Source organism: Paenibacillus sp. Marseille-Q9583, from assembly GCF_976954365.1.
Window position 1 is genome coordinate 1 of sequence record NZ_CDRJTB010000039.1, and the last position, 12,081, is coordinate 12,081.

Genomic DNA, 12,081 nt, shown 5'->3' on the forward strand with positions numbered 1-12,081 from the left:
CCTTTAGGCAAAAGAATAATATAAAGAACTTTCTGAAAAGTTTATACTTTCGAGTTAAATTTTATAAAGTAGATGCCGATCTCTGCCCAACGATTGAGCAAACTTTATATAAAGTTGAGAGAGTATACTACTCCTAAGTGAACAATCCACTTGTGAAAAAATGTTCATTATCCCATATAAATCCTGTATAATGAGAGTTGTGAAAACGTTTGAACAATAATCAGGAGGGGTTCTATGTATTCAAGTGGATTATTTAAATGGAGCTTTTGGGGATTTGTGATATTTTTTTTGTTAGCGCTTTCGGGATGTTCCAGTATCGGAAATGTAAATGAAAAAGTTGCAACATCACCAACCCCCAATCCAACGATAAGCAATACTTCTAATGCATCGGAGAGCCCAACCAGTGTGGGGGTGGCAAAAGGTACCGTGCATATCGAAAATATAGGTGAGCGGAGAATTTTTGTTTATTTGCCTGCAGGATATGAAACTGACAACGGGCGTTATCCCGTTGTGTATATGCACGATGGGCAGAATGTTTTTAATACAAATACCAGCTCTTTAGGCAAAGAATGGAGAGTTGAGCAGATCATTGATCAGCTCGTTGCTGATGGAACCATGGAGAAGGTTATCGTGATAGGAGTCGCTTCAAGTAATGGATCAGAACGGGGAATGGAGTATGTTCCATTTCCGGATGAGTCGATTCCTTCGGATGGAACGAGTGCAGAGAAATTTACCCAATATTTTATTAATACAGTTATTCCTTATGTTGACGGTGCTTATCGCACTATTCCCGATCGGGATCACCGTATGATTATGGGATCGTCATTCGGTGCTATGCAGGCATTGTGGATGGGTTATCAACATCCAGAGACCTTCTCAGCGATAGGGGCTTTATCCCCTTCCACTTGGGTAAGCAATGGGCGTATATTGGATGAGCTGGCGAAAGAGTCCGGGAAGCCTGCTCTGAAGATTTGGCTCGATATGGGTGTAACCGAAGGAATGCCAATTGATCCGCTTGTGAATGAATTAAAGTCGAAGGGATTTGTATTAGGCAAGGACCTATTCTTTCAGATGGACCCTTTGGGTACACATGAAGAGAAGTCATGGAATAGACGTGTACATAGTCCATTGATTATGTTCGCCGGGAAAGAGGCCGTACAAAAGATCAAGCTTGAAGTAAGTGACTATCTGACATTACTCGGACCGGAAGCTCTTAATGTGCGTCTTAATTTAATTGCCACTATGGATAATGGGATGGATTATACAGTCCTTGACGGAGTTGGATATCAAGTGTTGAATCCTGAAGTGGGGCAGGTAGATATAGCAGGTAAGGTGAGCTTTCTGAAACCGGAATCCTTGAAAGTAAATGTTTCATTTCAAGATGTTAATGAAGAACATTTGGTTAACTATGAGCATTATGTAAAGGTATTTAAAGTTTATGTGAAATCTCTTGATGTTGACGAGAACGGGAATGAGTTCTCCATTAACCTTAAGGCCTCAGCTCGAAAAATTAATTCAACTCCTGAATATATCACAGCACTAGTGAGAGCCGCTGAAAAAATCGGTATATATAAAATTAAAAAGATTCAGGAGGATATAATTCGTATAACCTTTAATACGAAGTAGTCATAGAAATTTATATTTGAATTCACTATCATCCTAAAACGGATTTCCTGGCTGATAATCAAGAAATTTCTCCCTAATTCTTTAAACTAAAAGGAGCTGACCCCCTAAGTAGTATTTCCTACTTATGGAGTCAGCTATTTTTATCGCAAAATATAACCCCCATCAGGAAATAGGGTACTTCCCGTAGTATAGTTATTAGTCATCAAATAAATGGTTGTATGTGCTGCTTCGTCGGCATGTCCTACCCTGCCAAGGATATTCATATTCGTATATTCATCGTAAGACTTGTCTCTAGTTTCTTGTTTTGCTCCTACCCAATTAAAGTTGGTATGAATGGTGCCTGGGGAGATGACATTTACTCGAATCGGAGCTAACTCTACAGCCAATGCTTTTCCCAGACTTTCAATCGCGCCGTTACAAGCTGCATAAGATGCACCGTCTGCAAGTGGTCGTTGACTGAATGCACCAGACATCAGAACAATGGAGCCAGTTGGACTTATATATGGGATCGCGTATTTCACAGCATTATATTGAGGCCAGAACTTTGCATTAAAGCAGCTATGCGCAATCTCTAAGCTAGAAGTAATTGGTCCTCTAATATAGGAGGCGCCGGGAGTAAACAAATGATCGAAGTTGCCGATTTTTTCAAAAAAAGACTTTAAGTCTTCTTCATTTTGATTATCAAGCGAATGAATTTCGGTAGATTCGGACCCTAGAAATTGTTGAGCTTTTTCTAATTTATCTTGTGAACGCCCAGCGATTACGACATATGCGCCTTGTTCAGCCGCTTGTTTGGCAGTCGCGAGCCCTATTCCGGAGCTTCCTCCGATAATGACGATTCGCTGGTTTTTTAATGAAATACTGGACATTTTTATCTACTCCGTTCATAGTTAAATGGACTTTTAAGTTCTGTTTTTTATTATTAGGTATAAAAGAAATTCTGCACAGTACGCTCTTTTTTCGTACTAGGTACGATTGATCGTACTAGCTGTGAAATAGATTAACTATCGAAAGAGATGATCACATGGATTTACTGGAGCCGAGATTGGCCGGAGTGCTTACAACGCTTGATAAGATCGGTGGAAAGTGGAAGCCGCTCATTTTATTTATTTTATTGATAGATGGTACCAAACGATTTGGCGAACTCAGGCGGATTATTCCAGATGTCTCTCAAGGGACATTAACGAAGCAACTACGGGAGCTTGAAGAGGATCAACTTATCGATCGTGTGGTTTTTCATGAGCTTCCATTGAGGGTGGAATATAGTATTTCAGAACATGGCAAATCACTAATTACTGTTTTGGATAGCATGTGTGGCTGGGGAAGGATGCATCAGGAGTATTTAAATAATACAAATAAGTAAGGGGCGGACATTATTATAAATACTATTTTGCAGGACCCAACGGGTCAGGTCTATAAGACGCTGATACAGGTAGCTATGGAAGTGTGTGATGAATTTATTTTGGTCAAACGGGATCAGATGGAGTTAGAGCCAGAAGGATATGAACTATTGGAACGGTTACAGCCTTTTCTTAAAGAGATCGTCAAAGATGATTATTGGCCGGGAACTCGGCCTATGGGACATTATGCAGATGTTTATTATTTTAGATGTTCACCGGATGCGGTCGATGTTTTACTATCCTATTCTACGAGCTTGTACTCATGGGTACAGACTAGGGTGCCCGATGATCTTTGTTTTTTAAGACAGGGGCAACCGTGGTTAATCAATACAGCACATGAGCGAGAAAGCCATATTGTAACTGATGTAGAAGAGGTGCTTAACAGACTAGAAGAGAGCGGACTATTGTTCCGTGACTTATCTGTGTTTTACCCTTCATAAAGATAACAAAGAGACGATGTTTGCAAAGACAGGGTCTCTTTTTTTGTGCTGGAAATTTTTGTATATGGTCTACAAGTTGTAAACTCTAATTCAAATGGAAGGTCTAGGAATTGTAGACCAACGGGAGGCGCAAGGTTGAAGGATCTCAGACTGACCGAAATGGAAGGGAGATTTGTGGAATTAATATGGGATCATGAACCGATTCCGTCAGGAAATCTGGTGAAGTTATGTGAATCTGAGCTCAACTGGAAGAAATCAACGACGTATACGATGTTAAAAAGACTTGAAGCTAAAGAGATCTTTATCAATGATAATGGTGTGGTAGGTTCTCTTATCAAAAAGGATGACTTTTATGCGGAGCAGAGCAAGACTTTCGTGAAGGAAACCTTCGGCGGTTCGTTACCCAAATTTTTGGCTGCTGTCACAAAGAGTCGGAAATTAAGCGACAGCGAAATTGATGATGTTCTAAGACTAATCCATGAGCATTACGGGAAGTTATGTGATTGTGTTTATCATCGTGGCACGGCTGTTCTTAACAGGAAAGTCAAAGTCTACATGTATGTAGGTGAACAAGAAGGTATCCACAAGACAAATGCACAGAAGGACATGGTGGCTAACAGCAAACGTGCTTATGATTTTATAAAAGAGAAGATAGATGGAGCGGATCAGCGGGTGATGTTTGAGACAGATCCATTTGGCACGCATAATGACACGTTTTTCCTGGAATATTTTCCGAATAGTATCAGGTTCTTATTTCCTGCCAAATAAATAAATAGGACGAGCAGGAGAGAGTATCCTTGCGTCGTCCTATTTATCTGATCGCTACTTTAGCTGCTCTTCTGTATATTCTCAAGATGTACGTCCAAATTATCAAAAGTTTGTGAAATACCCGGTAGCATCCCCATATCAATCACTTGTTGTAAAGCTTCTGGAGAAGTGTATTTACCGGTGTTAACCAGCTTCGTTTGACCATCCAGCTCGATAAAATCTAGTTGGACTAGTGTCTCGGGCAGATCTTGTGAAATATTACCTTCTGCATCTGAGAACCCGTCTGTGTAAATAATTTGCTCTGGAATCGAAATTTCCCGATAAATGGCCTTACCCCAAGACTCCATACCGTAGAAATCTCCCTGACTCTTATCCTCGCACTTCATGCAATAATGCCAAGTACCTCCTGGCCGAAAATCGACATGGCATACGGGAAGTGTCCAACCTTTTGGCCCCCACCAATGCTTCAAATGCTCAGCCTCAGAAAAAGCTTTAAAAACTAGCTCACGTGGAGCTTTAAAAATACGCTCTAATATTAGAGTGCTGCCTTCAACTTTGGATACTAGCTGGTTGGTTTGGTTAGAATTTGTCATTGGATAAATCCTCCTCGTTTACTTTTCATTATCTAATTCCTTGCTTTGTAGCTTCTGCAAATAATCATCCAGTCGATCATAGCGTTCCTCCCACATATGACGGTAGGATTCTAACCAAGTGTCTAATTCCTTAAAAGGGTCAGGGCGGAGCTTGCAAATGCGCCGATTAGCAACAGCTTGAACTTCAATGAGGCCTGCTTCACTGAGAACACGCAAATGCTTGGACGCTTGAGGCTGACGCAACTGAAGACTTTCTGCGATCTCTCCAACGGTTAGGGGATTCTCGCGTAATAATTCAACGATCTGCATACGATTAGGTTCTGCTAAAGCACTCATTACGTTAGTATTCATAAACAAGCATCACTTCGATTCATTGATTTGATTCGTATTTCCTATTCGTGATTACAATATAACATTAAGTGAATATTCCTGTAAAGGGATATTTAAATTTTCATTGTATGAGAACTTCAAGAGAAGGGCATAGTACAAGCATTACGTAGAAATATGTTCCATGATAACCAGTAAACTTTACAAAAAACATAGGAATAGATATAATTAAGTATAACTTATCGGTTTTAGATTTACGCAAGGGGCCTAACGCCAGTAGGCTCCTTTTGTATTTCTTGGCCATGTTACAGGAGGGTGAAGGTCATACACAATGAAAAGATTATGGTTTGTGTTCATTATGGTCCGCATGGGGAGCGTTTAATCCGGCGTGGTGTGCAACTGTCTGAAATAATAGGGGCGCCATTGTTTGTATTAAATGTCGATAGTTCGGACAATGATGAATATAATCAGAGCAAAGAAATGTATATGACGGTTTGGAAACGTCTTGCCGATGAAGCTGGCGCAGAATTTATCATTCGGAAACGTGAAGGCCGAAAAACAACTGATATTATTGTAGAAGTAGCTGAGAAGAATGAGGTTACACAGATCGTCATTGGACAATCTGCTCAGACACGATGGCAGGAGCTTACCAAACGCAATTTCATCAATGAACTCATTGGTAAAATGAAAATGATGGATCTGCATGTAGTTGCCGTTCAACGGATGCGCGCCGGGCTGGAAGAAACCCATGAGGAAGGCGTAATCGCCTACCTGGTCAAAATCGGGGATGAGTATCAGCTCAGTGATGAACCCAAGGGAGAGTATTCGCTTAAAGGAAAGTTCTTTCACGAATTACACACAGAATTTGAGAACGGTTTATTCAGAATTGAGCAAGAAGATGGAAAGGCTAGATATTTGCATATTTGTGATGGCACATTGACCGATTCTTTATAATCGGCGTGCCCTTATCTTCATGAGGGCCTATTATTAAGGGCCCTTCCAATCATATGATCTTTGGCTTTTGGTAAAAAAGTAAGTACTAAAGTTCACAACTTGATAAGCTCAAGTGGAAAAGGAGGACTGCCTTTGCTGCATGTAATCATACTTGTTCCGTTTCTAATGGCCTTAGTAATCGCACTTTTGACCAAGAGAGCATCCAACCTTCATAGAGGATGGCTTGTTTTCCCCGGTTCACTCGCTTTGTTTGTATATTTTTTAACCCGGATTCCCGTTATTAAGGGAGGAGATTTGGGATATGAAACCGTTTCATGGATTCCTTCCCTAGGCATTGATTTGGTTTTCCATCTGGATGGATTAAGTTTACTGTTCGCTTTGTTAATCACTGGAATGGGTAGTCTTGTAATTATCTATTCGATTTATTATCTAGACAAGCGAAAAGAAGCGTTGACCCCTTTTTATATTTATTTAATGTTGTTTATGGGAGCGATGCTTGGCGTTGTGCTCTCGGATAACTTGATGGTGCTATACGGTTTTTGGGAATTAACAAGTGTCTCGTCATTTTTGTTGATTGCTTTCTGGCATCGGCGGCAAAAATCGCGGTATGGTGCTCTTAAATCTATGTTGATTACCGTATTTGGTGGTTTAGCGATGTTTGCCGGCTTTTTAATGCTGTATGTGATGACAGGCACCTTTAGTATTCGGGAAATTTGGAGCGAGGTTGGCGATATTAGTGGGCATGCGTTGTTTATTCCAGCGATGCTATTAATTCTATTAGGTGCATTCACCAAATCAGCGCAGTTCCCGTTCCATATCTGGCTGCCGGATGCCATGGAGGCACCGACACCCGTCAGCGCATATCTTCACTCGGCAACGATGGTTAAAGCTGGATTGTATCTTGTCGCCCGTTTCAGCCCTATTTTTGCGGGGCAATATGAGTGGTTCTGGATTGTGTCAGGCGTCGGTTTGATCACCTTGATTTATGGCTCGATCCAGGCGATGAAGCAGACGGACCTGAAGGCTCTATTAGCCTATTCAACGATTAGTCAACTTGGACTGATTATGGGATTGCTAGGAATGGGATCGGCAGCGGCATTTTATGCAGGGGAAGATTCAGTCTTTTACACTGCTGCAACAACAGCGGCTATCTTTCACCTTATTAACCATGCCATCTTTAAAGGCTCTTTGTTTATGATGGTCGGTATAGTTGACCATGAGACGGGTACCCGCGACCTGCGAAAGCTGGGCGGACTGATTTCCATTATGCCGGTTACCTTTACGGTAGCGATGATCGGCAGTTTCTCCATGGCTGGTTTGCCGCCATTTTCAGGATTTTTAAGTAAAGAGATGTTTTTTACAGCTGTCCTGAATATCCGAAACTTGGATATATTCTCTATTCCCTCGTTGTTTACGCTCTTCCCGGTTTTGGCCTGGATTGCCAGCGTGTTTACTTTTGCATACAGTATGATTTTGGTATTCCACACCTTTTTCGGAAAATATCAGCCTGAGAAGCTGGACAAAAAACCGCATGAAGCCCCATTTGGACTTCTGCTTGCCCCGTGCCTGCTAGCAGTGCTGTCTATATTTATCGGTTTTTTCCCGAATATATTATCTAATACACTTATTATCCCTGCAATGAATGCTATACACCCTATCTTGCAGACCGGGGAACCTTTTGTTGTGAATATCCATTTCTGGCACGGCTGGACACCAGAAGTATGGATGACACTTGGTGTTGTGATTCTTGGTATTACTGTATACCGAATCTATGGCCGCTTAAGTCTGGTCGATAAAGAATGGGGCAGTGGCTACACTTTAAATCAAGTCTATGACGGAGTTATCCGGCTGGTTGAGAAATTGTCTAGATGGGTCACTGGTTCTTATATGACTGGTTCCATGAGACATTATTTAATGTATATTTTTTCCTTCTTGATCGTAACGATTTGCGGTGTCGTCTGGTATTCAGATGGAATTACACTTGGTACGACTGAGTATACTCCTTTTTCTTTGTTTGAGGTTATTGCTGTAATGGTTTTACTTCTAGGTGCTTTAGCTATTCCATTTGTGCGTTCCAGAATAACAGCCATTTTGTTAACAGGAATGGTTGGTTATATGGTTACTTTGCTCTTTGTTCTGTTCAGAGCTCCTGATCTGGCGCTTACGCAAATGATTGTTGAAGTGGTTTCTGTTACATTGTTTCTGCTATGTTTCCGGCATTTGCCTAGGCTGGAAAAAGAGAAGCTGAAACCTCGTGCGCATTTCCTTAAACTAATTATTTCCATCGGGATGGGCGTAACGATGACATTGGTTGCACTTGCTGCTTTAGGTAGTAGTCCGTTCGAATCCATCTCGAAATATTATGTGGAGAATAGCTATACTTTGGGTGGCGGTAAAAATATTGTTAATGTACTGCTCGTTGATTTCCGCGGCTTTGATACCATGTTTGAAATAACAGTACTAGGCCTTGCCTCACTTGCTATTTATTCCATGATCAAGCTGCAGTTGGATGGAGATGGTACAGATGACCAACTGAAGAGGGTTGTTCCCTATAATAAGCCTCGTTATTCTCGAAGTGATGATGTGTTACTGCAAGCGGTAGCTAAAGTAGCATTCGTTATCATTCTGATATTTTCGTTGTTTTTGTTTTTTGCCGGTCATAATAATCCGGGAGGCGGATTTATTGGGGCTTTGATGGCATCTGCAGGTTTGGTGCTACTTGCTATTACTTTTGGGATGGATATGGTTGAGAAGGTGCTGCCTATTAATTATCGTAAGTTAATTGCGATCGGGATTTCGATTGCTTTTCTTACCGGCGTTGGCTCATTTATATTCGACGTACCCTTCCTGAGCCAAACGTTCGGATATTTCCAATTGCCGCTTATGGGCAAAACAGAACTAACCACTGCAATGTTCTTTGATCTTGGTGTTTATCTAGCTGTTATTGGTGTCACTATGAATATCATACTTACGATCGGGAGGGATAGCTAATGGAGCTTGTTGTTGCCTTGGCGATCGGCGTATTGTTTTCCGTAGGTGTTTATCTAGTCCTTTCCAAAAGCTTGCTACGCATCCTACTGGGTACTAATTTAATTACCCATGGTGTTCATTTACTGCTACTGACAATGTCGGGTCTCAAGACAGGTGCTCCACCACTGCTAGGTGAAAAAGCGGAGGCGTACGTAGATCCGTTACCGCAGGCGCTCATTTTGACCTCTATTGTAATTAGTTTCGGAGTAACAGCATTCTTCATTGTTTTGGCATACCGGACTTACCGTTCGACGGGCACGGATGATGTGGAAGGAACCAAGGAGGAGAGACAACAATGAACAACTTGCTAGTGCTGCCTCTGCTGATTCCGGCCTTTACGGCAGTTATACTGATTTTTCTAAAAGAACGAGTGGATCTGCAACGTATTATCAGTGCCGTCAGTGTGTTTTTAAATATCCTGGTTGCTGGAATCATTGTGTACCAGGTAAGTGCAAAGGGCATCCAGACCCTATATATGGGTGGATGGCTTCCACCTTATGGCATTGTGTTTGTTGCCGATATGTTTGCGGCCTTACTTGTCCTAATCGGTGCTATTGTTGGTGCGGCTTGTCTATTTTTTTCCTTCGCCAGCATTGGGGAAGAAAGAGAACGGTTTTATTACTATCCGTTTTTCCATTTTCTATTAACTGGGGTGTTTGGTTCCTTTCTCACCGGAGATTTGTTTAACTTGTTCGTCTGCTTTGAGGTCCTGTTAGTTGCCTCGTACGCTTTAATTGTACTCGGTGGCTCCAAAGGTCAACTGAGAGAGACGTTAAAATATGTATTAGTTAACGTGATTTCCTCATCCTTGTTTGTAGCAACGCTTGCTTATTTATATGCCGCGACAGGAACGCTGAATATGGCACATCTATCTATGCGTGTAGCAGAGGCGGGACAAGGCGGTGTAATGAACGTTATTGCGGTTCTGCTGCTGATCGTATTTTCGATAAAGGCAGGTTTGCTGCTCTTTTTCTGGCTTCCGGATTCATATAGCGCACCACCTGTGGCTGTTAGAGCGCTGTTTGGGGCATTGTTAACGAAAGTGGGATTGTATGCAATTACACGTACATTTACATTGATTTTTATTCAAGAACCGGGACTCACCCATTCACTGATTGCTTGGATGGCGGGAGCGACGATGATCCTTGGTGCAATCGGTGCACTGGCTTACAACGATCTGGGGCGAATTTTTAATTATAATATCATCATCAGTGTTGGATTTATTGCTTTTGGGATTTCTGTCGCGACTCAGGATTCGTTAAATGGTGTAGTGTTTTATTTAATGCATGACATGGTTGCCAAAGCATTATTATTTTTCCTGGGCGGGATGATTATCTCAGCATCGGGCACCGACCGCTTAAAAGAAATGGGTGGTTTAATCCGACGCTATCCGTGGACCGGCTGGATGTTCTTCGTACTGACTTTGGCGTTGGTTGGTGTTCCGCCACTTAGTGGTTTCGCTGGAAAAGTGATGATGGTACGTAGCGGATTTGGACAGAATCATGTGGCTCTGGCGCTAATTGCACTTGCATCTAGCTTCATAGTGTTATATTCCTTGATCAAGGTATTCCAGCAGGTATTCTGGGGTGGCGAGAAAAGGGAAGAACAAGTCAAACCGCTTCATTATAAAGCTATGATGGCACCGGCAGCTGTTCTGTTCGCGATTGTAATTCTGATGGGTGTAGGTGCTGAGACGGTAAACGGATATGTCAGCCAAGCCGGAGCTGTGCTGGCTGATCCAGCATTATACATTAACGCTGTCATGAAGGAGTAGATACTATGGCTTTTCAACTATTATTGAATTTCATGATAGCATTCCTGTGGATGTTTCTGCACAATGACTGGACTGGGCCGCGTTTCGTCATTGGTTTCTTGCTAGGTATACTCATTCTGCTCGGAATGCGGCGCTTTTGGCCCAGATTATATCTTGGAAAAGTGTGGGCGATCATTAAGCTCATCCTGTTGCTCCTGCGGGAGCTGGTCGTTTCAAGTTATGTAGTGGTAAAAGCTGTTCTAAGACCGGAGCCTAATATACGTCCAGCTATCCTCAAATATACTACAGAACTAAAATCAGATTGGGAAGTGGCAACGTTAATCACGATGCTCTGCCTCACTCCTGGATCGGTGGTGCTTGAAGTGTCGGATGATAATCGGACATTGTATATTCACGCTATGGATGTTGATGACCCTGCACAGTTCAGAGCAAATATCCGTGATACCTTTGAGCGAGCGATACTGGAGGTGACCCGCTAATGATTCATTTTATTCTTATGCTATCCATTACGATCATGGCTTTAGCTATTGGCGTATGTGCATGGCGTTTGGTGAAAGGACCTTCTTTACCTGACCGAGTCGCTGCACTAGATACGATTGGAATTAATCTGCTAGCTATGGTGGCCGTGTTATCTGTCTTTCTCCAAACGCAGGCTTTTATAGAAATTATTTTGTTGATTGGAATTCTTTCCTTTATTGGAACGACAGCCTTTGCCAGATATATCGAAAAGGGAGTGGTGCTAGAAAATGGAAATGATCAAGACTACAGGTGAGTTGCTGTTTGCCTTGTTAATTCTTATAGGGGCATTGCTTAGCGCCGTTAGTGCTATTGGTTTGATACGGCTACCTGATGTTTATCTAAGATCACATGCTGCCGCGAAGAGTGCCACTCTCGGTGTTTTATGTGTCTTGGTTGGGGCATTTCTATATTTTGCATTTTTTCAGAATCATATTAGTGCAAAGCTATTACTAGGAATTGTCTTTGTATTTATAACTGCACCTTTATCCGCCCACTTAACAGGCAGAGCGGCATATCGCTCCGGTGTTCCTCATTGGGATCGAAGAATTCAGGATGATTTAAAAGAGGTGTTGGAGAAAGAACAAGTTATACCAGTAACCCCTGAACGAGATATACCTCAAGAACAAAGGTAGAGGTGTTAGGAATTATCT

14 protein-coding genes are annotated in these 12,081 nt (G+C 42.0%); 11 read left to right on the forward strand and 3 right to left on the reverse strand.

Annotated features, from left to right (window positions below):
• Positions 1 to 234 precede the first annotated feature (234 nt).
• Entirely contained in the window at positions 235 to 1,626 is a 1,392-nt protein-coding gene (locus ACWNM1_RS17880) for an alpha/beta hydrolase (protein WP_449602000.1), read from the forward strand.
• Positions 1,627 to 1,766: 140 nt separating this feature from the next.
• Here the strand turns inward: ACWNM1_RS17880 and ACWNM1_RS17885 are convergent, their stop codons facing one another.
• On the reverse strand, positions 1,767 to 2,495 hold the full coding sequence (locus tag ACWNM1_RS17885; protein ID WP_449602002.1) for an SDR family oxidoreductase: 729 nt from the start codon (positions 2,493 to 2,495) through the stop codon (positions 1,767 to 1,769).
• 155 nt (positions 2,496 to 2,650) lie between these two features.
• On the opposite strand from ACWNM1_RS17885, the gene ACWNM1_RS17890 reads away from it, so the two are divergent.
• The 3 genes from ACWNM1_RS17890 (at position 2,651) to ACWNM1_RS17900 (ending at position 4,234) form a co-directional block, all read left to right on the forward strand.
• Entirely contained in the window at positions 2,651 to 2,989 is a 339-nt protein-coding gene (locus ACWNM1_RS17890) for a winged helix-turn-helix transcriptional regulator (protein WP_076282818.1), read from the forward strand.
• 81 nt (positions 2,990 to 3,070) lie between these two features.
• Positions 3,071 to 3,466, forward strand: a complete 396-nt coding sequence (locus tag ACWNM1_RS17895) for a hypothetical protein (RefSeq protein WP_449602004.1) — start codon at positions 3,071 to 3,073, stop codon at positions 3,464 to 3,466.
• Between the two features lie 135 nt (positions 3,467 to 3,601).
• Positions 3,602 to 4,234, forward strand: a complete 633-nt coding sequence (locus tag ACWNM1_RS17900; protein WP_449602006.1) for a BlaI/MecI/CopY family transcriptional regulator — start codon at positions 3,602 to 3,604, stop codon at positions 4,232 to 4,234.
• A 59-nt stretch (positions 4,235 to 4,293) separates the two neighbouring features.
• Here ACWNM1_RS17900 and ACWNM1_RS17905 read toward each other — a convergent pair whose 3' ends face one another.
• Positions 4,294 to 4,827 carry an SRPBCC domain-containing protein gene (locus ACWNM1_RS17905; protein WP_449602008.1) on the reverse strand — a complete coding sequence of 178 codons (534 nt, stop codon included), beginning with the start codon at positions 4,825 to 4,827 and terminating at the stop codon, positions 4,294 to 4,296.
• Positions 4,828 to 4,845: 18 nt separating this feature from the next.
• Positions 4,846 to 5,178: an ArsR/SmtB family transcription factor gene (locus ACWNM1_RS17910; RefSeq protein WP_340969103.1), complete on the reverse strand. Its 333-nt coding sequence runs from the start codon at positions 5,176 to 5,178 to the stop codon at positions 4,846 to 4,848.
• Between the two features lie 291 nt (positions 5,179 to 5,469).
• Between ACWNM1_RS17910 and ACWNM1_RS17915 the strand changes: the two genes are divergently transcribed.
• The 7 genes from ACWNM1_RS17915 to mnhG all read left to right on the forward strand — a co-directional run bounded on the left by ACWNM1_RS17915 (position 5,470) and on the right by mnhG (position 12,063).
• Positions 5,470 to 6,108: a universal stress protein gene (locus ACWNM1_RS17915; protein WP_231573438.1), complete on the forward strand. Its 639-nt coding sequence runs from the start codon at positions 5,470 to 5,472 to the stop codon at positions 6,106 to 6,108.
• 126 nt (positions 6,109 to 6,234) lie between these two features.
• Complete coding sequence (locus ACWNM1_RS17920; RefSeq protein ID WP_449602075.1) at positions 6,235 to 9,099, forward strand: Na+/H+ antiporter subunit A; 2,865 nt, start codon at positions 6,235 to 6,237, stop codon at positions 9,097 to 9,099.
• Positions 9,099 to 9,437: a Na(+)/H(+) antiporter subunit C gene (locus ACWNM1_RS17925; protein ID WP_042187622.1), complete on the forward strand. Its 339-nt coding sequence runs from the start codon at positions 9,099 to 9,101 to the stop codon at positions 9,435 to 9,437. Before ACWNM1_RS17920 ends, ACWNM1_RS17925 begins: the two co-directional genes overlap by 1 nt.
• Positions 9,434 to 10,912: a Na+/H+ antiporter subunit D gene (locus tag ACWNM1_RS17930; protein ID WP_449602011.1), complete on the forward strand. Its 1,479-nt coding sequence runs from the start codon at positions 9,434 to 9,436 to the stop codon at positions 10,910 to 10,912. Before ACWNM1_RS17925 ends, ACWNM1_RS17930 begins: the two co-directional genes overlap by 4 nt.
• Positions 10,913 to 10,917: 5 nt before the next feature.
• Positions 10,918 to 11,391 carry a Na+/H+ antiporter subunit E gene (locus ACWNM1_RS17935; RefSeq protein WP_234532979.1) on the forward strand — a complete coding sequence of 158 codons (474 nt, stop codon included), beginning with the start codon at positions 10,918 to 10,920 and terminating at the stop codon, positions 11,389 to 11,391.
• On the forward strand, positions 11,391 to 11,684 hold the full coding sequence (locus ACWNM1_RS17940; RefSeq protein WP_042187626.1) for a Na(+)/H(+) antiporter subunit F1: 294 nt from the start codon (positions 11,391 to 11,393) through the stop codon (positions 11,682 to 11,684). The genes ACWNM1_RS17935 and ACWNM1_RS17940 overlap by 1 nt, the downstream gene beginning before the upstream one ends.
• Entirely contained in the window at positions 11,659 to 12,063 is a 405-nt protein-coding gene (gene mnhG / locus ACWNM1_RS17945) for a monovalent cation/H(+) antiporter subunit G (protein ID WP_076282804.1), read from the forward strand. Before ACWNM1_RS17940 ends, mnhG begins: the two co-directional genes overlap by 26 nt.
• The last annotated feature ends 18 nt before the right edge of the window (positions 12,064 to 12,081 follow it).

Excerpts from the sequence above, each read along its gene's own strand:
- ACWNM1_RS17880 (WP_449602000.1), top strand. The coding sequence starts at position 235 with ATGTATTCAAGTGGATTATTTAAATGGAGCTTTTGGGGATTTGTGATA.
- ACWNM1_RS17925 (WP_042187622.1), top strand. The coding sequence starts at position 9,099 with ATGGAGCTTGTTGTTGCCTTGGCGATCGGCGTATTGTTTTCCGTAGGT.
- ACWNM1_RS17935 (WP_234532979.1), top strand. The coding sequence starts at position 10,918 with ATGGCTTTTCAACTATTATTGAATTTCATGATAGCATTCCTGTGGATG.
- ACWNM1_RS17885 (WP_449602002.1), bottom strand. The coding sequence starts at position 2,495 with ATGTCCAGTATTTCATTAAAAAACCAGCGAATCGTCATTATCGGAGGA.
- mnhG (WP_076282804.1), top strand. The coding sequence starts at position 11,659 with ATGGAAATGATCAAGACTACAGGTGAGTTGCTGTTTGCCTTGTTAATT.
- ACWNM1_RS17910 (WP_340969103.1), bottom strand. The coding sequence starts at position 5,178 with ATGAATACTAACGTAATGAGTGCTTTAGCAGAACCTAATCGTATGCAG.
- ACWNM1_RS17930 (WP_449602011.1), top strand. The coding sequence starts at position 9,434 with ATGAACAACTTGCTAGTGCTGCCTCTGCTGATTCCGGCCTTTACGGCA.
- ACWNM1_RS17905 (WP_449602008.1), bottom strand. The coding sequence starts at position 4,827 with ATGACAAATTCTAACCAAACCAACCAGCTAGTATCCAAAGTTGAAGGC.
- ACWNM1_RS17890 (WP_076282818.1), top strand. The coding sequence starts at position 2,651 with ATGGATTTACTGGAGCCGAGATTGGCCGGAGTGCTTACAACGCTTGAT.
- ACWNM1_RS17940 (WP_042187626.1), top strand. The coding sequence starts at position 11,391 with ATGATTCATTTTATTCTTATGCTATCCATTACGATCATGGCTTTAGCT.